This is a genomic window from Streptomyces sp. NWU339 (genome assembly GCF_003143855.1).
In the GTDB taxonomy this organism is placed as follows: Bacteria; Actinomycetota; Actinomycetes; order Streptomycetales; family Streptomycetaceae; genus Streptomyces.
Genome location: NZ_QFRK01000077.1, coordinates 1 through 26,679, shown reverse-complemented (window position 1 = coordinate 26,679; position 26,679 = coordinate 1). Strand labels below are relative to the sequence as shown.

At 72.2% G+C, this 26,679-nt stretch carries 15 protein-coding genes; 9 read left to right on the top strand and 6 right to left on the bottom strand.

Annotated elements, in window-relative coordinates; all coding sequences use genetic code 11:
- Both DIZ27_RS40700 and DIZ27_RS40695 read right to left on the bottom strand, forming a co-directional pair.
- On the bottom strand, nt 1-1,649 hold a 1,649-nt coding region (locus DIZ27_RS40700), incomplete at its 3' end, for a condensation domain-containing protein (protein ID WP_181383942.1).
- 98 nt (nt 1,650-1,747) lie between these two features.
- Nucleotides 1,748-3,715, bottom strand: coding sequence for an AMP-binding protein (locus DIZ27_RS40695; protein WP_109383371.1), 1,968 nt, complete (start codon nt 3,713-3,715; stop codon nt 1,748-1,750).
- 333 nt (nt 3,716-4,048) lie between these two features.
- Here DIZ27_RS40695 and DIZ27_RS40690 point away from each other — a divergent pair, with 333 nt between their 5' ends.
- The 8 genes from DIZ27_RS40690 to DIZ27_RS40655 all read left to right on the top strand — a co-directional run bounded on the left by DIZ27_RS40690 (nt 4,049) and on the right by DIZ27_RS40655 (nt 21,424).
- Entirely contained in the window at nt 4,049-4,822 is a 774-nt protein-coding gene (locus tag DIZ27_RS40690; RefSeq protein WP_109383370.1) for a thioesterase II family protein, read from the top strand.
- The gene (locus DIZ27_RS40685; protein ID WP_109383369.1) at nt 4,819-7,926 is read left to right on the top strand and encodes a condensation domain-containing protein; all 3,108 of its coding nucleotides are present in this window, start codon (nt 4,819-4,821) and stop codon (nt 7,924-7,926) included. The genes DIZ27_RS40690 and DIZ27_RS40685 overlap by 4 nt, the downstream gene beginning before the upstream one ends.
- A gap of 45 nt (nt 7,927-7,971) precedes the next feature.
- Nucleotides 7,972-8,172: an MbtH family NRPS accessory protein gene (locus DIZ27_RS40680; RefSeq protein ID WP_109383368.1), complete on the top strand. Its 201-nt coding sequence runs from the start codon at nt 7,972-7,974 to the stop codon at nt 8,170-8,172.
- Nucleotides 8,173-8,204: 32 nt separating this feature from the next.
- Nucleotides 8,205-12,659 (top strand): non-ribosomal peptide synthetase, encoded by a 4,455-nt coding sequence (locus DIZ27_RS40675; protein ID WP_109383367.1) that lies wholly within the window; start codon nt 8,205-8,207, stop codon nt 12,657-12,659.
- A gap of 70 nt (nt 12,660-12,729) precedes the next feature.
- Complete coding sequence (gene gntD / locus DIZ27_RS40670; RefSeq protein ID WP_109383366.1) at nt 12,730-13,734, top strand: guanitoxin biosynthesis L-enduracididine beta-hydroxylase GntD; 1,005 nt, start codon at nt 12,730-12,732, stop codon at nt 13,732-13,734.
- A gap of 80 nt (nt 13,735-13,814) precedes the next feature.
- Nucleotides 13,815-16,454 carry an amino acid adenylation domain-containing protein gene (locus DIZ27_RS40665; RefSeq protein WP_146229086.1) on the top strand — a complete coding sequence of 880 codons (2,640 nt, stop codon included), beginning with the start codon at nt 13,815-13,817 and terminating at the stop codon, nt 16,452-16,454.
- A gap of 334 nt (nt 16,455-16,788) precedes the next feature.
- Nucleotides 16,789-18,624, top strand: coding sequence for an AfsR/SARP family transcriptional regulator (locus tag DIZ27_RS40660; protein ID WP_258308808.1), 1,836 nt, complete (start codon nt 16,789-16,791; stop codon nt 18,622-18,624).
- Nucleotides 18,605-21,424 carry a M28 family peptidase gene (locus tag DIZ27_RS40655; protein ID WP_146229085.1) on the top strand — a complete coding sequence of 940 codons (2,820 nt, stop codon included), beginning with the start codon at nt 18,605-18,607 and terminating at the stop codon, nt 21,422-21,424. Before DIZ27_RS40660 ends, DIZ27_RS40655 begins: the two co-directional genes overlap by 20 nt.
- A gap of 296 nt (nt 21,425-21,720) precedes the next feature.
- Here DIZ27_RS40655 and DIZ27_RS40650 read toward each other — a convergent pair whose 3' ends face one another.
- The 4 genes from DIZ27_RS40650 to DIZ27_RS40635 form a co-directional block, all read right to left on the bottom strand.
- Nucleotides 21,721-22,725 carry a 3-oxoacyl-ACP synthase III family protein gene (locus tag DIZ27_RS40650; RefSeq protein ID WP_109383362.1) on the bottom strand — a complete coding sequence of 335 codons (1,005 nt, stop codon included), beginning with the start codon at nt 22,723-22,725 and terminating at the stop codon, nt 21,721-21,723.
- A gap of 95 nt (nt 22,726-22,820) precedes the next feature.
- Nucleotides 22,821-25,010: a 2-oxo acid dehydrogenase subunit E2 gene (locus tag DIZ27_RS40645; RefSeq protein ID WP_109383361.1), complete on the bottom strand. Its 2,190-nt coding sequence runs from the start codon at nt 25,008-25,010 to the stop codon at nt 22,821-22,823.
- On the bottom strand, nt 25,007-25,264 hold the full coding sequence (locus DIZ27_RS40640) for an acyl carrier protein (RefSeq protein ID WP_109383360.1): 258 nt from the start codon (nt 25,262-25,264) through the stop codon (nt 25,007-25,009). The genes DIZ27_RS40645 and DIZ27_RS40640 overlap by 4 nt, the downstream gene beginning before the upstream one ends.
- Entirely contained in the window at nt 25,252-26,268 is a 1,017-nt protein-coding gene (locus tag DIZ27_RS40635) for a thiamine pyrophosphate-dependent dehydrogenase E1 component subunit alpha (protein ID WP_109383359.1), read from the bottom strand. The genes DIZ27_RS40640 and DIZ27_RS40635 overlap by 13 nt, the downstream gene beginning before the upstream one ends.
- Nucleotides 26,269-26,562: 294 nt before the next feature.
- Between DIZ27_RS40635 and DIZ27_RS40630 the strand changes: the two genes are divergently transcribed.
- Nucleotides 26,563-26,679: FAD-dependent monooxygenase (locus tag DIZ27_RS40630; RefSeq protein WP_146229084.1), on the top strand; the 117-nt coding region annotated here is incomplete at its 3' end.

Here is a 26,679-nt window from a genome sequence, read left to right as displayed (position 1 = left end):
GGCACATAACCCGCACCCGACTTCAGCACACCCAGTAAGGCGACCACCAGGTCCACCGACCTGGGCAACAACACACCCACCACGTCGCCCGGCCCCACCCCCGCACCACGCAAACCCCACGCCAGCCGGTTCGCCCGCTCCTCCAATTCCCCGAACGACAACACCTCACCCGCACAACGCACCGCCACACCCGCACCACCCAGACGGTCAACCACCCCCTCCACCAGCTCCTCCACCCGGCCCGCCACCCCACCTGCCAGCGACGCACCCGCCGACACCGCACCCATCCACTCGCGCTCCCCCACCGACCGCACATCCACCTCAGCCAACACTGCATCCGGGCACTCCACCAACACGGAGAGAGCGGTGAGGAAGCGGTCGGCGAGGAGGGTGGCGGTGTCGGCGGAGTACAGGTCGGTGTCGTAGGCCAGGAAGCCGGTGACGCCGTCGTCGCCCTGGAAGAGGTACAGCTCGACGTCGTTGCGGATGGTGACGGGTGCCATCACCATCGGCCGGGCTGGCAGGTCTCCGAAGCGGGCCTCGGCCGGACGCGGCTGGAGCACGAAGAGGACGTCGAACAGGGCGGCGCCCCGCCGGCCGAGCTGCTCCGCCACCGTCTCGATGGGCACGTGGGCGCCGCTGTACACGTCGAGGCAGGTGTCCCGGACCGTGTGGAGCGCCTCACGGACGGTGCGGGCACCGGTGGTGTCGGTGCGCAGCGCGAGCATGGTCGCGAGGGGGCCGATGGCTCCCGGCGCTCGGTGGCGTTCACGGGTCGCGATGGGTGACCCGACGGTGATGTCCGAGTGTCCGGCCGTCCGCGCCAGCGTCAGATGGAAGGCGGTGAGCAGCACCATGAAGGGTGTCATCGCGTTGCTGTGGGCCAGATCCTGTACGCGGCCCATCAGGTCGGCGTCCACGGTGACGTCGACGTGGCCGGAGCGGAAGCGGCGGGTGTTCGGCCGAGGTTGGTCCGTGGGCAGTGCGAGCGGTCGGGCGTCGGCCAGGCGGTCGCGCCAGGCGGCGAGGTCGGCCGGGCCGGGGGTGGCGGGGACCTCTGGCAGTGGGGTGGCAGGGCCGAGGGGTCGGCCGGCGTAGAGGGCGTCGAGTTCGGCGAGGAACACGCCGAGGGACCAGCCGTCGGCCACGATGTGGTGGGCGAGGAGCTGTATCCGGGTGGTGCCGTCGGCGAGGGTCCAGACGGCGACGCGCCAGAGCGGGCCGGTCGCGAGGTCCATGGGGGCGGCGGCGCGTGCGTCCGCATCTGCGTGTGCCCGGGTGTGGCCGGCGTCGGTGTCGAGGTCGGAGAGGTCGGTGACGGTGAGGTCGGGTACGGCTTCGGTCTCCGCGGTGACGGCGCACAGGGTGCGGTCCCCGTCGGGGAAGGTGGTGCGCAGCACGGCGTGCCGGTGGGCGAGGGTGCGCAGGGCGGTGGCGAGGCGGTCGGTGTCGAGGGGGCCGTCGGTTTCGGCGTCGTAGCGCAGGATGTTGGCGGCGGTGCCCGGGTTGATCTCCTCGAACAGCCGGAGGCCGAGCTGGATGGGGTTGGCCTGGGGGGCGGCGGGTGCGGTGGTGTCCGGTGTGCGGGCGCGCCAGCGGGCGAGGAGGTCGCGGCCGAGGTCGGCGGATACCTGAAGGTTGTCGGACACAGGTGTCGTCCTCCGTGTGGTCACCGGACGTGGTTCTCCGCTGGGTTGCCGAGGGTGAGTGTCGGCGGCTTGGCTGCCGGGGCCGGGTGCCGGCGGCGTCAGTCGTGGGACATCAAGGTCCTGACGCGTTCCAGTGCGTCGGTGTAGGGCAGCTGGTCGTCGGCCCAACGGCGGGCGAGGCGGGCGGTGAGTTCTCGGGGTGTCTGGGCGCGCAGCACGTCCTCGACCCGTACCTCGAGGGTGAGGGCGTCCTCGGCGACGGCGGCGATCTCGGCGGCCCGCAGGGAGTCCCCGCCCATGGCGGCGAGGGTCTCGTCGGGTCCGCAGGAGGGGACCTGGCAGATGGCGGCGAAGAGGGAGGAGAGGAAGAGGGTGAGGAGTTCCGTGTCCTCGGCCGTGGCGGTGGCCGGTGTGGCGGTGACCGCGGTTCCGCCGAGGGTGCCCTCGAGGTGGCGGGTGCGGGCCAAGGAGTGCTGGACCTTCCCGCTGGTGGTACGGGGGATGGTGCGAGGCGGGCAGAGGACCACGGTGTGGACGCGGGCACCGGTGGCGGTGAGGACGCGGGTGCGGATGTCGGCTGCGAGGGCTGCCGTGTCGTGGTTGCGGTCGGCGACCTCGACGGCGATGACGACCTCGTCGTCGGATCCGGCGAAGGCGGCGGCGGTGGGCCGTACGGCGGGGTTGTCCTCGATCGCGGCGGAACACAGGTCGTGGGCGTGGTGGTTGACGCCGTTCTGGATGAGGACGTCCTTGCGGCGGCCGGTGACGGTGAGGTGTCCGGCGCGCAGCCGGCCGAGGTCGCCGGTGCGCAGACGGCGGGTGCCGTCGAGGACGCCGAAGAATTCGCCGGCCGGGGTGCCTGTGCTGTTCCAGTAGCCGTTGCTGATGCTGGGGCCGCTGATCCAGATCTCGCCCTCGGCGCCTTCGGGGACGGGTGTGCCGGTGTCGGGGTCGACGAGGACGAGGGTGTGTCCGTCGATGACGGGGCCGCAGTCGACGCGGCCGTCCTCGTCCACGCCGTCGTCGGGTCCGGTCCAGTGGTGTCCGGTGACGATGAGGGTGGCCTCGGCCAGGCCGTAGCAGGGCAGGAACGCCTCGGGGCGGAAGCCGTGAGGGGCGAAGCGGTCGGCGAACCGCTGGAGGGTCGCGGGGCGGATCGGTTCGGCGCCGTTGAAGGCGAGGCGCCAGGTGCTCAGGTCAAGTCCGGTGAGGTCGGCCGTGGCGGCGCGCCGGTTGCACAGGTCGTAGGCGAAATTCGGTCCGCCGGTGTGGGTGATGCCGAGTTCGCTGATCTGTCGCAGCCAGGCGAGCGGATTCTTGAGGAAATGCACGGGCGACATCAATCGGACCGGAAACGCCCCGTGGACGGGCGTGAGGACGAATCCGATGAGCCCCATGTCGTGATAGGGCGGAAGCCAGGAGACGACGCGGGCGGTTTCGTCCAGTTTGAATACGTCGGTAATCGCTCTGATGTTGGCGAGGAGATTCCGGTGTTCCAGGACGACGCCTTTCGGCTGTCCAGTACTGCCCGAGGTGTACTGGATGAGAGCGGGGTCCTCGGGTGCGGCGGCGGTGCGCAGCAGGTCGGCCAGGACGTCCACGTCAGGGTTCCCGCCCGCGGTCGCGTCGGCGTCGTCGAGGGTGAGGACGCGCGGCATGGCCTCGGGGCTCATGCCGACGGTGAGCAGTCCGAGCACGTCCGGGTCGGCCAGCAGGGTGCCGGCCCGGGAGTCCTCGATCATCCGGGTGAAACGGGCCACGATGCGGTCGGTGGAGCCGAAGATCGGCGGGTAGGCGGGAACGGCGGGGACCCCGGCGAGGAAGCAGGCCCAGACGGCGACGACGAAGTCCAGGCCAGGCGGGTAGAGCAGCAGGGCGGGACCCTTGTTCCCGGAGTCGGCGCGCAGTCGCGGCGCCACCTTGGCGGCTCGTGTCAGCAGTTGCCGGTAAGTGAGGCTGTCCACTCGCCCGTCGTCGTGCAGGTACTCGTAGGCCGTCTGGTCGCCGCGGGTGGCGGCGTGGGTGACGAGGGTGTGCACCAGTGTGGGGCGAGCTGGGCTCGGCATCGGCTGACTCCATTCCCTCGGCCGCGGGCGGCCCGGTGTCGGATCGGCGGATCGCGCATCGGAGGGTGCGGGCTCGTTGACAGGTCGGTATGACGGCGGCACACTCCGGCGCCGAAGCAATTAAAAGTGCGCTGTCTCTCACTAGGCTCTCACTTTCTTATCGCTCACTTCTCAGTCGGTCATGGGGTCGTTGAGTGTCCTCCGAGGGAACTGGTACGAATAAGGTCGGCGGTTATTGATTTCCGTTCCGTGAACCGGTGGGAGTTTGCCGGGTCCGGTACCGGTCCACCGCATTCACGCGTTCTGCGTTCGCCATCTCTCATGGAGGTAGAGGTGCGCCCGACCCGACCGAGTTCCCGCTGGTTCCGATCCTTCGGCGACGTCACCGATGCGGTCAGCGAAGTGGTGTGTTTTCCGCATGCCGGGGGCAGCGCGGCGATGTTCCAGAACTGGCAGCGGTACACGTCCGCGTTGAAGATCACGGCGGTGCAGTTGCCGGGCCGTGAGGTACGCCTCGGGGAGCGGCCATTCCTGGAGATGACCGCGCTGGTGGACGCGCTGGCGCCGGCGCTCGCACCGCTGACCGGGCGGCCGTACGCGTTCTACGGGCACAGCATGGGCGCGCTGGTCGCCTTCGAGGTGCTGCGGCGGTTCGGGAAGCTGGAACTGCCCCTGCCCTCTGCGCTGTTCGTGTCCGGCCGGGACGCCCCGCAGTACGCGGACCAGGAGCGGGTCCACCATCTGCCGGACGCGGAGCTGCTGGCGCGGCTGCGGGCCTGGGAGGGGATGGAGCCGCAGGACCTCTCCACATACGAGGAACTCGTCACGCTGATGCTGCCCACCATCCGCGCCGATCTGACCCTGGCGGAGACCTACCAGTACGTGCCGGGCCCGCCGCTGCCGGTGCCGGTGCGGGTGCTGCGCGGCAGGCGGGACCCGCTCGTGCGGGACGGGGACGCGGGCTGGGCCCGGCAGACCTCGGCGGACTGTTCCGTGCACGAGTTCGACGGAGGTCACTACTTCGTCCAGGACCACGAGAAGAGCGTCGTCGCCCACATCGGGGCGGCGCTCGGCGTATCGGCCGCGAGGGAGGCGGGAACCCAGTGAGCAGTTCCTCGTACGCCGGCGGTGTCGGCAGCGGCGAGTCCCGTGACTACAGCGACTACTTCGTGCTCCCGGCCGCGCCGGCGCAGCGCAGTCTGTGGTTCGTCTGCCAGCTGAACCCGTCGAGCAACGCCGCGTACAACGTGGTGAGCGCGGTGCGGCTGACGGGTGAGCTGGACGTCGTGCTGCTCCAGCAGGCGGTGAACGCGGTGGTAGCGCGGCACGAGTGCCTGCGCACCGGGGTCGGCCTGGTCGACGGCGATCCGCACCAGTTGGTGCTGCCGGAGGCCCTGGTGTCGCTGCCGGTGGTCGACTGCGCGGGCCTGTCGCCCGGTGCGGTCGAGGACCGGGTGCAGTCGCTGGCGCGGGAGCAGGCGTCGGCGCCGTTCACGCTCGACGCGCCGCCGCTGCTGCGACTGGTCCTGGTGCGCGAGGCTCCGGACCGGCACACGCTGATCGTGACGATTCATCACCTCGTGTGCGACAGCTGGTCGATGGACGTGTTCTACGCGGACCTCGCCGACGCCTACCGCGGGCTGCGCGAGCACGGCGAGGCCGGCCTCGGTGAGCCGGCGGTGCAGTACGCCGACTATGTCGGCTGGCTGGACGAGCAGTTGGCCGGGAGACGGATGGACGAGCTGATCGCCCACTGGCGACGGACGCTGTCCGGTACGGCGCCGTTGCAGCTCCCGGTGGACCGCCCCCGTGAGCAGGGGCGTGGCGGGGACGGCGGACGGGTGGAGGAGCGCCTGGACGGAATGACGACGGCCGCGCTGGAGGAGCTGGCCAAGCGGTCCAGCGGCACGCTGTTCATGGTGCTGCTCACCGGTTTCATGGCGACGCTGGCCCGGGTGACGGGCCAGGAGGACGTCGTGGTGGGCACGCCGGTGGCGGGGCGGCACCATCCGGACGCGGAGCGGTTGGTCGGGTTCTTCGCGAACACCCTCGTGCTGCGTGCCAGGCTGCCGCTGTCCGGCGGGTTCGGGACGGCGGCCGCGGTGGTGCGGGACGCGTGTGTCGGCGCCTTCTCGCACGACCGGATGCCGTTCGACCGACTGGTGCAGGAGATGCGGCAGACCCGTGCCCTTGAGCGCAACCCGCTCTTCGACGTGATGTTCTCCATGCCGAACACCCCTCCAGCGGAGGTGGGGTTGCCCGGTCTGACGATGACGCCGGTGGAACTGACCCGTACGGCGGCCAAGTTCGACCTGTGGCTGACGGTGCTGCCGGACGGGGACGGGCTGCGGCTGCAGCTGGACTACGACCGGGGCCTGTACGACGAGGCCACGGCGGCCCGGATCGTGGAGCTGCACAGGCTGGTGCTGACGGACGCGCTGCGGGACCCGGCGGTCCCGGTGGAGGCTCTGCCCCTGGCCGTCGGCGCGGCCCCGGCGCCGGCCGTGAGCGAACCGGACGCGGCCGGGCCAGCGGCGGGGGCGACCGTGGCGCAGCTGCTCGCGGAACGTCCCGCGGACAGTGTGGTGCTGTCGTCGGCGGACGCCGTGCTGACGCTGGGCGAGTTGCGTGAGTGGGCGTCGGATCTGGCCGGCCGGCTGCGCGCAGAGGGCATCGCCGGGCCGGACGTGCGGGTGACCACTCCCCCGGTGCCGTCGGCGGCGCTGGTCGCCGTGCTGCTCGCGGTGTTCGAGGTCGGCGCGGTGCCCGGGTACGGACTGCGGCACGACCGGGCGGGCGCCTTCGTACGGCGGGCCGAGGAGGACGACGGCGGCTGGCTGATCACAACCGGTCCGCGGTTCGACCCGGCGGTGGACACCGGGCCGTCGGGGCCGGACGCGCCGGCCTGGTCGGCGCAGGACACGGACCCGGGGGGCGCGGGGGCTGCGCTGTCGCACGGGGCGCTGGCCGCCGCGGTGATGGCCGTCGCGGACCGGCTGTCGGTGACCTCGGAGGACGACGTGGTGCTGCTGGACGGGGGCTCCCCGCCGTCACCGGTGGATCTGCTGATGGCGTTGACGCACGCCCGCAGCCTGATGCTGTCAGGGGTGCAGCTGGCTCCTCCGGGGCCGCCCGGAGCGTTCGTCCTGGCCGATCCGCCGACCTGGCGGAGGGTGCTCACCGAAGGCTGTGAGCCCCCGCCGGGGGCACGGCTGGTGTGTGTCGGTGAGGTGCTGGCGCCGGATCTGGTGGACATGCTCGCACGGACCGGCCGCACCGTGTTCCTGGGCCGCCCCGGCCCAGGGGTGGTGGCGGCCCCGGTCGCGCTCGCCCCGCTGGACGAGGGGCGGGGGCGCCGGCTGGGACCGGCTCCCGCCGGTGTGGTGCGCAGTGTGCTGGACGTCCTGGGCAGGCCCGTGGCCGCCGGTCTGGTCGGCGAGCTGTTCGTCACGGACGGGGCGGGCACCGCCGTGCCGGCGGGGCTGCGGTGCCGCCGGGCCGGGGACGGGGCCCTTGAGGTGGTCGGGCCCGGTGAGGGCCGGCTGTTCGCCGGGGACCGCTCCGTCCCGGCGGCGAGCGTCCAGAAGGTGCTCAACGGGTCCTCGGGGGTGGCGGCCTCGGCCGTGACCACGGATGCCGGGCAGAGCCATCTGGTCGCCTGGCTGGTGCCGGACGGCACCGTCCCGGCCGGCACCGAGGCGGAGCGTGAGGCGTTCACCGCCGCCGTCCGGAGCCGGGTCCGGTCCGCGCTGCCCGGCCACCAGGTCCCTGCCGTTTTCGGAGTCCTGGACGAACTGCCGCTGGGTCCCGGCGGCGAGATCGACCGGGGCGCCCTGCCGGAGCCGCCCCCGCAGGCACCGCGCGAGCCGGTGGCGCAGGTGCCGCCCCGCAACGGGGTGGAGCGCCGGGTGCTGTCCCTCTTCCAGGAGGTGCTCGGGCTGTCGTTGATCGGTGTGCATGCCGACTTCTTCGCGCTTGGCGGGCACTCCCTGCTCGCTGCCAAGATGCTGAGCCGCGTCCGGGCCGAGTTCGGTCTGCAGGTGCCGGTGCGCGACTTCTTCCGTCTGCCGACCCCGGCCGGTCTGGCAGCGGCCATCGAGGAAATCGAACGGGCCCGCGACCGCAGACCGACCGCCGACGAGGCGCTGCTCGCCCAACTCGCCGGAATGTCCGACGACGAGATCGACCAGCTCCTTCGCCATCTGAACTGACCGGCGCATCCGGACCGGTCATCCGACACACCACGAGGAGGCCCCATGGGTATCGACGACGCCGACACCGTCTTCCAGGTCGTCATCAACGAACAGGACCAGTACTCGATCTGGTTCGCCGACCGGGCGGTGCCCGGGGGCTGGGCCGCCGCCGGCCCGGCCGGCACCAAGCAGGAATGCCTCAAGCACATCGAGCGGGTGTGGACCGACATGCGTCCGCGTTCGGTCCGCGAGCGCTCCGCCTGATCGCATCCGACACTAGGACGGGAGTCCACCGAATGAGCGGGCAGCACGAGATCAGTTCCCTGACATCCGAGGAGAAGCGCGCGCTCCTGGCGGGCCTCCTGGACGCCTCCGCGAACGTCACCAGCAACCTGACACTCGAGCAGCGCCGGTTGTGGCTGCTGATCCAGCTGGACGAGAAGCGGCCCTGGCAGACGAGCGTCGCCGTGCGGCTGACCGGCCAGACCGACGCGGCCGTACTCCAGCAGGCGCTGTCGACGGCCGTGCAGCGCCACGAGGTACTGCGTACCACCTTCCGCACGGTGGACGGCCACCCGCTGGCCACCGTCAAGCCGGTGGCGTCGCTACGGCTGCCGGTGGTCCAGGTGGACCCGGACCGGCTCGACGAAGAACTGGCGCGCATAGCGGCCTCCGAGACGCGCCGCCGGTTCGATCTGGCACAGGGCCCGCTGGTGCGGGCGAGTCTGCTGCGGCTCGGTGAGGAGGACCACGTCCTTCTGCTGACGGCCCACCAGCTCGTGGCCGACCGGCGCTCGGTGCGGCTGTTCACGGACGAGGTGCTCACCGGGTACGCGCATCTGCTCGGCGGGAGCGGGGAGGAGGCCGCCGGGCCGGCAGCCGAGCCGCAGGCGCTGGCCGCCGCCCAGCGCGCCTGGCTGACCGGCGACGACGCCGAGAAGGACATCGAGTACTGGCGCGACCGTACGGCTGGCCTGAGCGCCCTCGAGCTGCCCGCCGACCGGCCGAGGCCGCCGGTGAAGACCATCGACGCGGACGTGGTGACGGTGCCCGTGCCGCGGGAACTGCAGGACCGGCTCGAGGCGTTCTCGTCCGGTACGGGACGGCGGCTGTCCCGGCTGCTGCTCGCCGGCTGCACCGCGGTGCTGTCCCGCCACGCCGAGCAGCGCACGTTCGCCGTCGGTGTGCCCGTGCCGCCGTCGTGGCAGGAGGGCGCCGAGGACCTGGTCGGCCCGTTGGAGAACACCCTGCCCGTGCGTTTCGATCTGGACGCCGGTGAATCCCTGGCCACGCTGCTGGGGCGGACCGACTCCGCCCTGGACGAAGCCCTGGAGCACGCCCGGCTGCCGTTCGAGCAGATCGTGGAGGCGGCGCACCCAACGCGCGACCTCAGCCGCACCCCGCTGTTCCAGGTGCTGTTCGGTTTCGAGGAGGAGTGGAGCAGCCGGGAGCTGCCCGGGGTCACCGCCCGGCGGCTCGACCTGCCGGTGACGTGGACCCCGCACGACATCGACCTGTACGCGGTGCGCCGCGACGGGGAACTGTCGCTGCGGGCCCACTTCAACACCTCGCTGTTCGACCGGGCGACCGTCGAGCAGTTCCTGGACCGGATGCTGCTGCTCCTGGACTCCGCGACCGCGGAGCCCGACCGTCCGCTGTCCGACCTGTCGCTGCTGTCCGGGCAGGACCGGGAGCGGCTGGAGGCGTGGAACGCCACGGCGACCGAGCGCACCGGGCCCCAGCTGCTGCACGAGCTGGTCGCGGAGGCCGCCGCGTCCCGTCCGGACGCACCGGCGCTCACGTCGAGCACGGCGGAGCTGAGTTACGCCTCCATGGAGGCGCGGGCCGAGGCGCTGGCCGCGCGGCTCGCCGGACTCGGCGCGGGCCCGGAGTCCCTGGTCGGCGTGCTGGCCGACCGGTCGGTGCACACGATGGTCGCGCTGCTCGGTGTGCTGAAGACGGGTGGCGCGTACGTGCCGCTGGACCCCTCGTACCCGGTCGACCGTATCGCGTCGATCGCGGAGGAGGCCGGGATCCGCGTGCTCGTCGGCGACCAGGCGACGCTGGACGGGCTCGACGGGAAGGCGGCGGGCCTGGAGCGGGTGGCGGTGCCGACCGCCGATCCGGACGGCCCGGTGACACGGCCGGCCGTGGAGATCGAGCCGGACAACCTGGCCTACGTCATCTACACCTCGGGGTCCACCGGCCGCCCGAAGGGTGTGGCGGTGGAGCACCGGCAGATCACGCACTCCACACTGGCCCGTTCGATCCTCGAGGAGCCGGGGCTGCCGGAGCGCTACCTAGTGCTGGCCCCGTTCACGTTCGACGCGTCGGGCGGCGGTCTGTACTGGACGCTGATGCGCGGCGGCACGGTGGTCGTGCCCTCCGAGGCGGAGGTGCTGGACCCGCGGCTGCTCGGTGCGCTGATCCGGGACAAGGGCGTCACCCATGTCGACGGGGTGCCTTCGCAGTACTCGGTGCTGTTGGAGACCGAGCCGGAGCCGTTCCCCTCCGTGCGGACGACTGTGCTGGCCGGTGAGGTGCTGCCGCCCAGCCTGGTCGAGGCGCACCGTCGGCGCTCCCCCGGCGTGGCCCTGTTCAACGAGTACGGTCCCACCGAGGCGACCGTGTGGGCGTCGGTGCACCCGGTGACTGCCGAGGACGCCGAGTCCGGCCGGGTGCCGATCGGCCGCCCGATCCCCAACACCCGGATTCATCTGCTGGACAAGCGGCTCAACCCGGTGCCGCCCGGTGTCCCCGGTGAGCTGTACATCGGCGGCGGCGGTGTGGTCCGCGGCTACGTCAAGCGGCCGGGGATGACGGCCGGCAGCTTCCTGCCCGACCCGTTCTCCGAGGAGCCTGGTGCCCGGCTGTACCGGACGGGGGACCTCGCCCGCTACCGGCAGGACGGCAGCATCGAATTCCTGGGCCGGGCCGACACCCAGGTCAAGATCCGCGGCTTCCGGATCGAGCTGACCGAGATCGAGAACGTCCTGCTGCGCCACCCGCTGGTCGCCGAGACCTCGGTGATCGCCCGCGAGGACCAGCCGGGCGTGCCGCGCCTGGTGGCATACGTGGTCCCCGTCGTGGGCCGGGTGGTAACCAAGGAGACCCTGATCAAGCATGTGCTGGCGCAGGTGCCGGACTACATGGTGCCCAGCGCGTTCGTGACGCTGGAGCGGATGCCGCTCACCCCGAACGGCAAGATCGACACGGCCGCGCTGCCCGCCCCGGACCTCGGCATCGAGGACTTCGTGGAGCCGGGGACGCAGCTGGAGGCGGAGATCGCGGAGACGTTCTGCTCGCTGCTGGGCGTCTCCAAGGTCAGCGCGGTGGCCGACTTCTTCGAGCTCGGCGGGAACTCGCTGCTGGTGGCGCGGCTGACCGCGCAGCTCTCCCGGACGCACGACGTGACGCTGCCGGTCGAGCAGATCTTCCGGGTGCCCACGGTGGCCGGAGTCGCCGCGGCCATCGAGGAGGACCGGCGGCAGCGGGACAACGTGGACAGCGAGGTCCTGTACGCGCAGCAGCTCGAGGAGCTGCACGCGGAGATCACGCTGCCCGAGGAGATTACCCCCGGGGATCTGCCGCACTCGGAGTGGTTCGCGCCGCGCCACGCGCTGGTCACGGGCGCGACCGGATATCTGGGCGCGTTCCTGGCAGCGGAGCTGATCCTGCGCACGGACGCGCTCGTGCACTGCCTGGTCCGGGCGGAGAACGAGGAGGAGGCCTGGGAGCGGATGGAGGCCACGCTCCGCAAGTACCACACGTGGGACGAGTCCTACCGGTCCCGGATGCGGATGGTGGTCGGTGACCTGGCCAAGCCGCGGCTCGGCCTGGGCGACGAGGAGTTCGCCGCCGCCGCGGCCGAGCTGGACGTGATCTACCACAGCGGCGCGGTAGTCAACTTCACCTACCCGTACGAGGCCGCCCGGCCGGCCAACGTCGAGGGCACCAAGGAGGTGCTGCGGCTCGCCACGACCACGACGCTCAAGTCGGTCCACTTCGTGTCCAGTGTGGACGTGTTCATGGGCACCGGGGCGGAGCGGCCGTTCACCGAGGAGGACCTGGACAGCCGTCCGATCCGCATACCCACCGGCTACCCGCGCAGCAAGTGGCTGGCCGAGAGGATCGTCTACCTGGCCCGTGACCGGGGCATCCCGGTGACCGTGCAGCGGCCGTGGATGATCACCGGCCACACCCAGACGGGCGCCTCGCACCACACCGACTACCTGTACGTGTACCTGCGGGGCTTCCTCGACCTCGGGGTGCTGCCCCTCTACAACGATGTCATCAACGCGGTGCCGGTGGACTTCACGGCACAGGCCATCGTCCACACCTCGCTGCGGGAGGAAAACTTCGGAAAGAACTTCAACATCACGAACCCGGCGCCCACCACGATGACGCAGTGCTACCAGTGGCTGCGGTCGTTCGGCTACGACCTCAACGTCATCGACGAGGAGGAGGCCCGGCAGCGGGCGCTGAACGTCGACGAGGACCACGTCCTGTTCCCGATGACCCCGCTGCTGCGGGTCGCCTCGATGCGGCACGCCGCGCTCGACCCGGAACTGCAGAAGCAGATCGACCCGCAGGACGAGTGCCGGGTGCTGACCGAGGCTCTCGAGGGGTCGGGCATCAGCTGCCCTCCGGTGACCGAGGAGTGGGCCCACGCCTGCTTCCGGTTCCTGGTCGACGGCGGCTACCTGCCCGCGCCCGAGGACCTCGTCGTTCCGCAGGGATCCGTCAACTGACCGTCAGACAAGGAGAGCTCGTGAAGGCACGAGACCGCTCCCACAGGGACCGACCGGGAGCTGATGACCGATGATCCGCTACGTGGACCTGGACGCGGCCGAGGCGGCTGCGCTGGACGAACTGACCCGCTCGGTCCTGCGGGACCACGGGGCGAGCAGTGCCCCGTCCCTGCTGGACGACCTGTCGCTGGTGGCCCACCGGATGCCCCCGCGCCTGATCCGAAAGCTGCGGCAGTTCCGGACCGCCGAAGAGGCGTCCTGCCTGGTCGTGCGCGGCCTGCCGGTGGACGACCGCCGGCTGGGGCCGACGCCGCTGGACTGGCGGGAACCGCCGAGGGAGCCGGAGTCGGAGGTGCACGAGGTGTTCCTGACGTTGGCGACGGCGCACCTCGGTGACATCTTCGGCTGGTCGACGCTCCAGAACGGGCGGCTGGTGCACGACGTGCTGCCGGTTCCGTCGCACGAGAACGACCAGAGCGGTCACGGCACGGTGGAGCTGGCCTGGCACACGGAGGACGGTTTCCACCCGTACCGCTGCGACTATCTGCTCCTGCTGGGGCTGCGGAACCATGACGCGGTGGCCACCGGCGTGGCCGGGGTGGACGAGGTGGTGCTTGCCGACGAGCACCGGGAGGTGCTGAGCCAACCCCGGTTCCTGATCCGGCCGGACACCGAGCACCTCCGGCACGCCCGAACGCTCACCGCGGACCGGGGAAGCCCGCACGCGGTGCAGCTGATGCAGGACGAACCGGAGCCGTGCGCGGTGCTGTTCGGGCACCCGGACCGGCCGTACCTGCGGATCGACCCGGCGTTCATGTCGCCGCTGCCGGGTGATCCGGAGGCGGCGGCGGCGCTGGAGGCGCTCACTGCGGAGCTGCAGCGGAACCTGACCGACGTGGTGCTGAGCCCCGGTGACCTTCTGGTGATCGACAACTACCGGGTGGTGCACGGCAGAGGTGCGTTCAAGGCCCGGTTCGACGGCACGGACCGCTGGCTGAAGAAGGCGGTCGTCACCCGGGACCTGCGCAAGTCGCGGGCCCACCGGAAGTCGCCGGCGGAGCGCGTACTGCTCTGACGGCTTGTGAACACACCGAGGCGACCGGGCGGGACCCGTCCGGTCGCCTCACCACGACAGCACACCTGAAGGGAACGAACATGCCTGGGTCGCCCGTGTCCCGGTCCGTGCGCACGCCTGTCCCGGCGGCCAGCCCGGTGGATGGTCCTCCGGCCGGTCCGGCCGGCGTGCCCGCGGGCGGCCGCGCCGGTCTCGCCTCCGGCTGCTGGGTGGTCGACGGCCCGCTCGATCCGGGGGCGCTGCGGGTCCGGGGCGCGGGCGGCGGTCAGGAGGTTCCGCTCACGGTGCTCGGCCCGGGGAGCGTCGGGACGGACCGTGAGGAGTGGGGCGAACTGATCCGTGAGGAGACGGCCGCCGCCGAGGCGGAACCGGGCCCGGGCCGCGTGCTGCTGGCCCAGCTCGATGAGGAGCGGTCCCTGCTGGTGGTGGTCACCAAGGACACGCTGCTCCCGGCGGCGGTGATGCGGTGGCTGCTGACGGACGACGCGTCGTTCCCGGCGGTCGGCACGAGGCCTGAAGGCCTGTCACGGGCGGCCGCCGGGCCGGCGGACGGGCAGTCCGGGGCCGCCGGACGCGGGCCGTCGGGTCTGCCGGCCGGCGGTGACCGGGCCTCCGGGTACGCGGGAACGGTGCGGGTCCCGGCCGGGCGGGCCGCCGCGCGGCTGCGCTCCGCCGGTGTACCCATGGAGGCGTCGCTGGCCGTGGCCCTGGCGGTGCTGCTGGTCCGCTGCGGCAGCGCGCCCGGTACGGGGATCGTCGTCGCGTCCGACACGCCCGTGGCGGTCACCCCGCGAGTGGCCGAGAGCGTGTCCGGGACCGTCGCACTGCGCGCGGGCGGGCACGCGCTCGCCTCGGGTGTGCCGGTCCACCCGGGGTTCCACGCGGCGCTCGCAGTGTCCCCATGCGGAGTATCGGAGCCGGAGCGGGTCGGCGCGTACACCGCGTCGGCGGTCCGGCCGCCGGACGCGGTGGCCCACCACGGGCTGATGGTCCTGCTGGAGGACGACCGGCTGCGGATGGACTACGACACCGGTCTGCACGAGGAAGGCGCCGTCACCACGTTCGCTGCGCGGCTGCTCGCCGTCCTGGAGGAGCTGCTCGACGACCGGCCGGTGTACGGGATCGTCGCCGCCGGGGCAGCGGAACGGGCCGCGGTCACCGAGTGGTCGCGCGGTGCCGAGGCGGCTGTTCCCGCCGTCTGCCTGCACACGCTGGTCGAGGAGCACGCCGCGCGGACCCCGGACGCGCCGGCCGTGCGGTGCGGGGAGACCGAACTGACCTACGGACGGCTGGACGAGGACGCCAACCGGGTGGCCCGCCTGCTGCGCGCGGCCGGGGTCGGTCCCGGAGGGCTCGTGGCGCTGCTTACCGAGCGCGCGGCCTGGTCGGTGACCGCGATGCTGGGCACTCTGAAGGCCGGTGCCGCCTACGTCCCGATCGAGCCGACGTATCCGCCCGAGCGCGTCCGGCGCATCCTCGACGACTCGGGGGCCGTGGTGCTGCTCGCCGGCCAGGAGCCGGAGTACGCGGTGCCGGTGCCGGTGCTCGCGGGCGGGGAGGCGGCCGGGCTGCCCGGCACCCCGCTGGGCAGCCCGGTCACCCCCGACGACCTGGCGTACGTCATCTACACCTCCGGTTCCACCGGGACGCCCAAGGGCATCGGCGTGCATCACCGGGCGATCGTAGCGTCCACGGCGGCCCGTGCGGTGGCCGGCCCGCCGCCCGGCCGGGACCTCGTACTGCCGCCGCTGTGCTTCGACGGGGCGGCGGGCGGCATGTTCTGGGCGCTGACCTCCGGGGGCGCGGTGGTACTGCCCACCGAGCACGAGGCACACGACCCGATGGCGCTGCGGAATCTGCTGGAGTCCGCGGCCGTCACCCATGTCCACGCCGTGCCCTCGCACTACGGGATCGTGCTCCAGGTCGCGGGCCGGGAGGCGCTCGGCCGGCTTTCGATGGTGGCCGTGGGCGGGGAGCCGCTCGGCCCGGAGATCGTCGCCGAGCATCTGCGGCTGTGCCCGCAGGCGCCGCTGTTCAACGACTACGGGCCGACCGAGTGCGCGGTATGGGCCACCACGCACCGCTGCGGTCCGGCGGAGGCGACCGGCGCGGGCATCCCGATCGGGCGTCCGGTGCCCGGGTACCAGGCGTACGTGCTCGACGGCGGGCTGCGGCCGGTCCCGCCCGGGGTGCCGGGCGAGATCTGGCTCGGTGGGCCGGGGGTCGCCCGCGGCTATCACGGCCGTGCGGCACTGACGGCCGAGCGGTTCCTGCCCGATCCGTACCGGCCCGGCGGGCGGCTGTACCGGACGGGGGACCGCGGGCTGTGGGGACAGGACGGCCGGCTGCGCATCCTGGGCCGAGTGGACCACCAGGTGAAGGTGCGCGGCTTCCGGATAGAACTGGGTGAGGTCGAGGCGGCGGTCCGCAGACATCCGGCCGTCACCGAGTGCGCGGTGCTGCTGCGGCAGGAGGGCCCAACTGAACAACTTGTCGCTTTCGTGGTGTTGGGATCCCGTGCGACCGTGCCGGAGTTGCAGGGGAATATCGCCGAGTCGGTACCGGAGCAGATGCGCCCTCACCACATCGCCATAGTGCCGCGCCTTCCGCGAACACCGGGCGGAAAGGTGGACGCACTGGCTCTTCGCACCATGTCTGTTCCCAGCCATACGGACACGACCGACGCCCGAACGGGCATGGTCGACAACCGTTTCCCGTAAACCGTTCCGTTCCAGCCATTCTCCCTCTTTCATGGCACACGCCAATCTCTTGCACCGCTACCGAAAAGACTCGGCCAAGGTAACCCAATACTGGCGTTCGAGTTGGGTATAGACACGACAACTGGAGTTCTGTAGGGTTCCCCATTGGCTGCGACGCGATAAGTCCGTCACCTGAAGGGTGACCTTGCCGCTCCACAATGATTTTTCAACTCTCGACAAAGGTCGTCCAGGCGAGGGGAACGAGGGCAACTTCCGCGATGTTTTCTTTCGCATTCTCGGGCCATTGGAAGCAGCCGTCCGCGGTAAGCCGATTCGCGTGGGCCGAAATCGACAGTTGACTGTTCTGGCAGCGTTACTGCTCAATGCGAACCGCGTCGTCCCGGTGAATTCACTCATCGACGCCGTATGGCGTTCCGCGCCGCCCGCCACGGCGGACAAGCAGATCCAGACCTGCGTCTGGCGGCTGCGGAACGCATTCGCCGCGGCCGGTGCGCCGGTCGACCTGATAGAGACCGAACAGGGCGGCTATCGCATACGGCTCGACGAGGAAGATCTCGACGCACACGCGTTCGAAAAAGCGGTGCGCCGAGCCCGGGAGCTGACGGCCGCCGGCGACCTGGAGTCCGCTTCCGCCGAATACCAGCGGGCGCTCGCCTTCTACCGGGGCCAGCCGCTCGCCGACATCTCCGGGCCGCTGACCTACGCGGTGGCCGCGCACTGGGAGGAGCGCCGCTTCTCCGTCCTCGAGGAATGGCTCGACATCGGGCTGACCCTCGGCCGGCACGCGGAACTCATCAGCGAGCTCAAACCGTTGGTCGCCGAATATCCGATGCGCGAGCGGCTGTGCGCCCAGTTGATGACCGCGCTGTATCAGTCCCAGCGTCGTGCGGAGGCGCTGGCCGTCTACCGCAACAGCCGCCTGGCTCAGATCAAGAATCTCGGACTGGAGCCGAGCACGGGACTGCAGGAACTGCACCAGAAGATCCTGGCCGGTGAGCCGATCGCCCCGCCGCCCGCCGTCGTGGCGCACCAGCCCTGGTCGGGCGCCAAGGTACCGGCTCAACTACCGCCCCGCACGAAAGACTTCACCGGGCGGCGCGACCTGCTCCAGCGCATCACCTCGGACCTGCGCGCGGGCGGCGAACCACGCGTGGTGGCGCTGGCGGGATGCGGCGGCGCCGGCAAGACCGCCCTCGCGATCCACGCGGGTCTCGCCCTCCAGCAGCACTTCCCCGACGGCCAGCTGTACGCCGACCTGCGCGGGCACACCGACCCCGTGCACCCGCAGGAGGTGCTGAACGGCTTCCTCGACGCGTTCGGGGTGCCGGAACAGCGTATCCCCGCGGGTCTCGCCGCCCGTGCCGCGCTGTTCCGCAGCATCACCGCCAGCAAACGGCTGCTGATCGTCCTGGACGACATGGCGGAGTCCACGCGTTACGAGGCTCTGCTGCCCAGCGGCGAGAGCGCGGTCCTGTGCACCGGCCGGGCCAGTCTGCTGAAGATCCCCGGCCTGATCGAGTACCGCGTCGACGGGCTGCCCACCGACGAGGCACTGAACCTGCTCGCTTCCCTAGCGGCTGTGGAGCGTGTGTTCGCCGAGGTCGACAGCGCCCGGCGGATCGTTCAGCTCTGCGGACACCTGCCGCTCGCCATCCGGGCCGCGGGAGCGCGGCTGCGGGCCCGCCCCCACTGCACCCTGCGAAGCTTCACCGACCGCCTGGCGACGCAGGGGGACCGGATCGCCGAACTCTCCATCGGCTCCTTGGACATGGGGGCGCGGCTCGACTCGACCGTGAAGCAGCTGTCGCCGCTCGCCTACCGGTTGTGGCTGCGGCTCAGCATGTGCGACGTGGACGCCGTCCCCGAGTGGATGGCCTCCGCCGTCTCCGACCGCCCCGGCGAGGACACCCAACGACTGCTGGACACCCTGGTCAACGCGCACTTACTCACGGTCACCCAGCACCGGGCGCCGGACGGCCCCCTCTACTCGTTCAACCCGCTGGTGCGCGACCACGCCCGGCAACGCGCCGCAACGGAGCTCGGAGCCCTTGCCGGACAGGACGTGGTGGACCGCAACACGCTCCCCCCTTCCGGGCGGGAGGGCGCGGGAGTGCCCGACGCGTTCCGGCCGGACGAGGAGTGCTCGGTCTATGGCACTCAGGCGGTATGACGGCGAGGCGGGCGGCTCCCGCCCCGAGAACCGGAACGGGTCCACGCCCGCCCGCCTGAGCGATTCACGCCCTGGTGAGGGAGACCACGATAGCCCCTGCCACCCCCGCATCGGCCAGGCCGGTCCGGAAGGGACAAAACGCACCACCGGTGGGCGTTGGGTCTTCCCGGCCGCCGTCGCCGTGTTCGCCGCACTCTGTCTCTCCCTGGTCGCCTGGAACAGCAGGATGCCCGCCGCCCGGGGGCCGGACGCACCGGCCGACACCTTCTCGGCGACCCGCGCCGCCACGCACGTACGGGAGATCGCCACCGCCCCCCGGCCCAGCGGCTCCGCCGCGCACACCCGGGCCCGGGAGTACATCGTCCGCACCCTCACCGCGCTGGGCCTCGACACCCGGGTGCACACCGGGGCGGCGGCGTCCCACCGTCCGGATCTCTCCCCCATCGGCGCCGACTCCCGCTACGCCGACCTGCGGCTGCGGAACGTGGTCGCCCGCGTTCCCGGCACCGCGAACACCCGGCCTGTCGCGCTGGTCACCCACTACGACTCCACCGAGGCGGGGCCCGGCGCCAACGACGCCGGGGTCCCGGTGTCGGTGCTGCTGGAGACGGCCCGTGCGCTGCTGGAGGGGCCGTCCCCGCGCAACGACGTCCTCTTCGTGTTCACCGACGCCGAGGAGAGCGGACTGCTCGGCGCGCAGGCCCTGGTGGCCGGACCGGGGACGCTGCCGCCCGACACGGTGGTCCTCAACTTCGAGGCCAGAGGCAGCAAGGGTCCGAGCCTCATGTTCGAGACGGGACCGGACGCCGGCTGGCTGGTGCGTACCCTGACCGAGTCGGCGCCGGACGCACGAGCCGACTCGCTGCTGGACGCCGCGTACCGTTACATGCCCAACCTGACCGACTTCACCGTGTTCCAGGAAGCCGGGCATCAGGGCCTGAACCTGGCCCATCTCGACGGCTACACCCACTACCACGGCACCGGTGACACCCCGGACCGGGTGGACCCGGCCACCGTCCAGCACCAGGGAGAGCAGGCCCTCGGTCTGGCCCGCGCACTCGCCTCGGCAGACCTGACGCACACCCCGGTCGGGGACTCCGCGTACTTCCGGGCGGGCGGATGGTTCGTCTCCTACCCGCTGGGCGCGGCGCTGCCCGCCGCGCTGGCGACGGCCGGGCTCGGCCTGGCGCTGCTGCTGCGGCTCCAGACGCGCGGCGCGCTCACCATGGGTGCCGTCCTGCGGGGGTTCGCCGTCGCCCTCGGGCAGCTGGTGCTCGCCGCCGGGGCCGCGTTCGGCCTGGCGCCCCTGGTCGCGTCGGGACACCCCGAGTTCGCCCACTACTACGACATCGGTGGTCACGGCCCGGCCCTCATCGGGTTCCTGTCGCTCACCCTGACGGTCGGCTGCGCGCTCGCGCTGATCGCCAAGCGGTGGGCCGGCGCCCGGGCGCAAGTGGCCGGGGCCGTGCTGCTGTGGATCCTCCTGTCCGTCGTGTCGGCGGTGCTGCTGCCCGGCGGCAGCCATGTGTTCGTCTGGCCGACACTGGGGCTGCTCTCCGCCGCCGCTGTGCTCACCTCGCGGGCCGGGGAAACGGCGGGGGGCCGGGTGCTGGCCGCCGCCCTGGGCACGGTACCGGCCGCCCCGCTGGTGTTCCCGCTCGTGCCGCTGCTCACGAACGCTCTGGGCCTGGGCCTCGTGGCCGCGCCGGTGGCCGTGGCGGCGCTGCTCACGGCGCTGCTGCCGGGGGTGCTGCCGGTCCTGCCGCGACTGCTGCCGGTGACCGCCGCCGTGGTCGCGACGACCGTGCTGGCGGGCGTCGCGCTGCTGGCCCGGGGACCCGAGAATCCGGTACGGGCCGACCTTCTGTACCTGTGGGACGCGGACCGGCGTACGGGCCACTGGATCAGCGGGGTCCCGGCGGACGACTGGAGCGACGACTTCCTGCCCACGGACGCCGAGCGCGGCTCGGTGGCGGATCTCTGGCCGGGCTGGCGGGTGCCGGTCCGGCGGGGCCCGGCGGCCGAGGCGTACCCGCTGCCCGGCCCCCGGGTCACCACGAGGGTCCTCGCGGACACGGCGGGCGGCGGACGGCGGGTCCAGGTGACGGCGGCGTCCAGGCGGGGCGCCGACCACCTGGTGGTTCTCGTCAGCGGGACCACCGTCCGCGGCTGGTCCCTGTCCGGGGTGCCCGGGCAGTACGCCGACGACCCGGCCGGTGACGCCCCGTGGGAGTTGTGGATCCGTCATGTACCGGCGCGGAACTGGAACTGGAGCTGGGTGCGGGGCCGGCGACGGTCCGGGTCATCGACCGCACCCACGGCCTGCCGGGGCCGGCGGCCGACGGACCGGACGGCACACGACCGCCCGCGCTCGGGGTCGCCTCACTCGGAGAAGCCTCCCTGGCCGCCACCACCCGGGCGCTGGAGTGAGGCGGTGCGTGACACCGTACGGCGGAGAGCCGTGCGGGACATGCGACCGAGGGTGGCGCGTTCAGCGCCACCCCCGGTCCCCTTCAGTCTGGTCAGCCGGACGCGGAGGCCGGCGGCTGCGGGGCGAGCCCGTCGGCCACCTTCGCCGTCGCCTTCTTCAGTGAGGTGCACACCTGCGGGGTCATCGCCGTGGTCCGGCCGAGCCGCAGTTCCACGGTGCTCTTCTCCCCCGCGTCCAGGAAGATCTTGCAGACGCCGTCCAGCGAACCCATCAGCATCACGGCGTCGTGGTCGCCGAAGCGCATCGTGTTCCGTTCGCCCTGCCCGGTGGCCGTGTCCTCCAGCGGCCGGTCCCGCAGCAGCACGGTGAGGGTGCCGAACTCGTGGCTGTGTGCGGTACAGCCTTCCCCGGACATCTGGCTCACCGAGGGCTCCCCAAGGCCGAACTCGACGGCCAGCGGCCGCAACACCTTGCACGCGGGGTGTCGGCCGCGTCGGAGGCCCGCACGGCCGAGTCGGGTTCGGCCCCGCAGGACACCAGCCCGAGGCAGGCGCAGACCAGCGCGGCGGCCGCCCTGGCGCGCCGGGCGGGTTGACGGCTCATAGCGTGTCACTCCGATCTGTTCGGTGGCGGGAGAGGGCTCCCCGGACAGGGCCGGGCCGTGGTCAGCACTGGAGGATCGCGCACGCCCAGTGCATGCCCCGGCCGTTGGTCGCGAGGGCCACGAGGTCCCCGGGCGACAGCTCCCCGGCCTCGTACGTGCGGGCGAGGGAGAACAGGTGGTCGGCGGCGCCGAAGTGGCCGTGCCGGCGCGCCAGCCGGGTGTTGGTGCGCTCCAGCGGTACCCCGATCAGTTCCGCCTGCGCCGCCAGGACCCGGGCGTTGTCGTTGAGCAGCAGGAGCCAGGCCAGGTCCTCCTCGGCGCATCCGGCCTGACGGCAGGCCCGGTGCACGGCGCGCGCGGTGCGGTCGTCGATCTCCTCGGCGTAGGCGGCCAGTCGCTCGGCGTCGTGCTGGAAGTGTTCGACCACGTCCCAGAAGTCCCGTACGGAGGGTGTCTCGGCGCCGGGCACGAAGGGCTGCCTGGCGCCGCCGACGTCCATCCGGAAGAAGTCGGCGTACCGGCCGTCGGTCTCCGCGTAGGAGGCCCGCCAGCGCAGGGTGGGCGCGTCGCGTACGGCGAGGGCGGCGGCGGCCCCGTCGGAGAACAGCAGCGAGTGGGTGTCCAGCCGGTTCCAGTACACCTCGACGGTACGGTTGGCGCCGACGACCAGGGCCGTGCCGTAGCCGGGATGGGTGGCGAAGCGTCCCGCGACGGTGTCGAAGGCGGTGACCCCGCCCGCACAGCCCTGGTCGACGAGGACGGCCTCGGCCCGGCTCAGGCCGAGTTCCCACTGGACCCGGGCAGCCGCGTCCCAGTACAGATGGTCGGCAAGGTCGGTGAGGGCGAGGACGAGCAGGTCCACCTCGCGTGGGTTCACCCCCGCCAGGGCCCGCCGCCCGGCCTCGACGGCGAGGTCGGTGACGCTGGTGCCGGGCTCGGCCCGGTGGATGTAGTCGTATCCGTATCCGAGGACGCGCTCGACGTCCTCGGTGTAATCGGCCACCACGTCCTTGACGGCGGTCTCCTCGCCGAGCGCCGTGCCGAAGGCGGTCAACCCGTACGCCACGAAAACTCCTCACTTGACTGCTCCAGCGGCCGCAGGGCCGCTGGAGTCGGACCGGTCCGGGCAGGGCTCTGTCACGGTGCCTCCACGTCACGTCCTCACTGCGGGTCGACCAGTTCGACGAGCTTTTCCGCGTCGTGGAGGGCGTCCGCGACGGTGCGCAGGAAGGCGACCGCGTCCCGGCCGTTGACCACCCTGTGGTCGTAGGCGAGTCCGAGGGTGACCACGGTGGTGGAGGCGGGCACCCCGTCCTCGAGGACGAGCCGGGTGAGCGGGCCGCCCACCGAGACCATGCAGAGCTGCGGCGCCATGACGATCGGCTGGACGAACAGGACACCTGGTTCGGTGTTCAGCGACACGCTCAAAGAGCCGCCGGACAGCTCACCCGCGGTGAACTCGGCGCGAAATGCCTTCAGCCGAAAGTCCATGAGGTCGTCGGAGAGAGCGGCGAGGGAACGGACGGCGCAGTCCCGCAGCACGGGGATGTAGAGGCCGTTCCCGGCGTCCACGGTGACGCCGATGTCCACGGTGTCGGCGAGCCGCACGGTCCGTTCGTCCACCAGAGTGCCGAACAGGTGCGGAAAGGCGGGGTGCGCGGCGGCCACGGCCTTGACCACGGCCTCCGGCAGTCCGACCTCGGCGCCGCTCTCGTCGGACAAGATGCGCAGCCTGGCCAGGACCGCGTCCACGGCGACCTCGACCGCGGCGAAGGCGACGGGCACCTCCCGGTGGGCGCGGGTGACCACCGCGGCGGTCCCCTGCTGGGCCCGGTCGAGCACGTGGGTGCGGACGTCGGGGCCGGGCTCCTGGGCGAGAGGGGGCGCGGCCGCGGGCCCGGGGACGGCGGCGCGCTCGACGGAGGCAGTGGGCGCAGGGGTGCCGGGCGCCGGGGCAGCGGGTTCCGGGGCGGCGGACGGCTCGGCGAGGAGTTCGGCGAGGAGTTCCCCGACGCCGACCTCACTGCCTTCCGCGGCGCACACCCGCAGATGTCCGGCAGCCGGTGCGGCGATCTCCTCGACCGCCTTGGAGGTCTCCAGCTCGACCAGCGGGTCTCCCTCGTCGATGTGCGCGCCGTCGTCGGCGAACCACCGGAGCACGAGGTAGGCGGTGTCGTTGTTGTTGAGCTTGGGAACGGCGACCGGCACACCGGCCGCCGGCTCGGCGCTCTGCGCAGCGGCGGCTGCCGGCTCACCGGCCTCCGCTTTAGCGATCTCCGGCCCGACGGCCGCGAGCGGGGCGGCAGGCGGCAGGGCGGCCGGCGTGCGGGGCGGCAGGGACCGGGCCACGCCGGCCTCGATCACGTCGGCGATCAGCTCCGCGCCGAGCAGCACCCGCGCCTCCAGGTGCGGTGCGGTCGGCACCACCGAGTCGGCCGAGTTCAGCAACAGGACGGGCGAACGCAGTTGCGCCCAGATCTTCGTGTGCACCCGGGCGGCGATTTCGGCGCCCCAGGTACCGCCCTCGGTGCTCTCCTCCGCCACGGCGACCAGCCGGGTGTCCGCCAGCAGCGGCAGCACCGGCTCCAGGTCGGGCGGGTAGAGCCGGGCAGGGACCAGGACGTGCGCGGCGATCCCCCGGGCGCGCAGGAGCCGCGCGGCGTCAAGGGCCCGGTGCGCGGTGCCGCCCGGACAGATCAGCACCACGTCTGCGGTGGTGCCGTCCACGGGGGAAATGTGCGCCCAGCCGGTGGACCCGCCCCACAGCGCGTATCGGTGGTGCTCGTCCACCACCCCGTCGCGGAACATCCGCCGGGTGTAGAGGACCTTGTCCTCGAAGAGCATCGCAGGTCCCCGGTCGAGGCCCTCGGCAAGCTGGACGTACGGGTCGTGGAAGGGACTCGTCTCGTACAGCGCCAGGTTGGGCACGCCCAGGAAGTGCTTCTGGAGGCTCTGGCTGTGTGTGGGACCGTAACCACGGTTGCCGCCCACGGGGCAGCGCACCACGACCGGCATCGGCAACCGGTCGCCGTACATGGTCACCGACTTGGAGATCAGGTTGAGTATCTGGTCAAAGGCGAGCGCGGCGAAGTCGCCGAACATCATCTCCACGATCGCCTGGTCGCCCGCGAGCGCCAGGCCGCCCGCCACGCCGGTGATGCCCGCCTCGCTGATCGGGGTGGAGAGCACCCGGTCCGGGTGGCGGGCCGACAGACCGCGGGTCACCTTGAAGGCGCCGCCGTACGGGTCACGCACGTCCTCACCGAGCAGGTGCAGTGAGGACCGTTCCTCGAACAGGCGGTGCAGGGCCGCGTTGAGCGCCTCCACCACGCGGGGCGCGGGGCGGGTCACGGCGTCCCTCGCTTCGCGGTGAGCGCCGCGCGCAGGGCGCCGACGCTCCGGCAGCGGCGCACCTCGCGGGCGGTGAGCCGGATGCCGTAGGTGTGCTCGACGCGGGAGACGATCTGGACGTGTCGCAGGCTGGTCCAGGCCGCCGTGGTGGCGGTCCCCGTCTCCTCCGTCACCTCGTCGGCGGGTATCTGGAGCACCTCGGCGACGAGGCAGGTCAGTCCGCTCAGGTCGGTCGGCTCGGTCAGTTCGGCCATCGGTCCTCCGTCCTCGGGCCCGCGGGACCGGACCTCGTCCAGGTGGAGGGCGGCCGCGCCTCCACCTCGCGGGCCACCTCTTCCAAGTCGGCCCGGATGCGCGCGTCGAGTTCCCGGAACGGCGCGCCCAGCCGACCGGTCAGCTCCCGGTACCAGTCGCCGGCTCGGAGCCGCTCCACCTCCGCCGGGTCGCGGGTGTCGTCGCCCTTGCTGTGAGGGCCCAGCCGGTGGGTGGTGAACTGAACGACCGCCGGGCGGTGTTCCTCGCGGACCCGGCGCACCACGGGGGTGAGCCGTTCCCGGATCTCCGGTACGTGGTGACCGGTGATCTCCACGAAGTCGATGCCGAAGGCGGCGACCCGGTCGGCGATCGAACCGGCCATCTGGGCGCGCGTTGGGGTGGATTGGGCGATCCCGTTGTGTTCGACGACCACCAGGACCGGCACCTGCCACAGCGCGGCCATGTTGAGTGCTTCGTAGACCGCTCCCTCGCCCCAGGTGCCGTCGCCGACGAACGCGGCGGCGAGCCGGCCGGATCCCGTGCGCTTGCAGCGCAGTCCGATGCCGACGGCGAGCGGCAGGCTCTGCCCTTGCACGCCGGTGGAGAGGTAGCCGTCTCGGCGGATGTGCTGGCTGCCGCCCACGCCGGAACACACCGCGCCGGCGCGCCCCATGATCTCCGCCAGCAGTCCGGCGGGGTCCCGGAATAGGGCGAGGTAGTGGCCATGGCCCCGGTGGTTGCTGAGTACGTGCTCGCCGGCGAGCAGCGGGGCCAGGGAGACCGGCACGTACTCCTGTCCGAGACAGGTGTGCGTGGTGCCGTTGAGTCTTCCCTCGGCGAACATCCGCAGCAGCAGATTCTCGAAGTGGCGGATGGTCAACAGGGATTCCAGGTCCTCACGCCCGGGTACGGCGGGGGATTCCGCAAGGGACAGGGCAGCCGATGGGTGTGTGGCGGCCGGGGCGGCCGGTGTACGGCTCGGTTCCGGCGGACGCGCGGTCATGGCGGAACTCCTCCCTGCGGGCAGGACTGCGGGTGCAGCAGGTGATCGGTCGTCACGCTAGGACGCGCCGTTCTCAATCCGGTGCTCGATCCGGTCTCATCTGCGGGCCCTCGCTCTCCGACGTCTCTTACCTCGTTCTCAGCGTGGTTGCGCCCGCTTCCCACCCGCCCGTTAACTGGCCGTCATCCCGACGTGAAGCGGCCCCGTGGTCCCGGACCGGCCCGCGCCTGCCGTGGTATCGCGCCCCGCGCACTGCCCGTGCGGCGGGTCCGGCCGTTGCGAAGGAGTCAGAAGATGCCACCGTCCCCCCAGGTGCTCATCGCCGGCGCCGGACCCGCCGGGCTCGCGCTCGCGGCGGAACTGGCCGGCTTCGGCGTCTCTTGCCAGGTGGTCGACAAGCGCACCGGGCGC

Coding starts and splice junctions, on each gene's coding strand:
- DIZ27_RS40640 (WP_109383360.1), bottom strand. CDS start 25,264: ATGGCCGAACTGACCGAGCCGACCGACCTGAGCGGACTGACCTGCCTC.
- DIZ27_RS40655 (WP_146229085.1), top strand. CDS start 18,605: ATGGCACTCAGGCGGTATGACGGCGAGGCGGGCGGCTCCCGCCCCGAG.
- DIZ27_RS40695 (WP_109383371.1), bottom strand. CDS start 3,715: ATGCCGAGCCCAGCTCGCCCCACACTGGTGCACACCCTCGTCACCCAC.
- gntD (WP_109383366.1), top strand. CDS start 12,730: ATGATCCGCTACGTGGACCTGGACGCGGCCGAGGCGGCTGCGCTGGAC.
- DIZ27_RS40680 (WP_109383368.1), top strand. CDS start 7,972: ATGGGTATCGACGACGCCGACACCGTCTTCCAGGTCGTCATCAACGAA.
- DIZ27_RS40635 (WP_109383359.1), bottom strand. CDS start 26,268: ATGACCGCGCGTCCGCCGGAACCGAGCCGTACACCGGCCGCCCCGGCC.
- DIZ27_RS40675 (WP_109383367.1), top strand. CDS start 8,205: ATGAGCGGGCAGCACGAGATCAGTTCCCTGACATCCGAGGAGAAGCGC.
- DIZ27_RS40665 (WP_146229086.1), top strand. CDS start 13,815: ATGCCTGGGTCGCCCGTGTCCCGGTCCGTGCGCACGCCTGTCCCGGCG.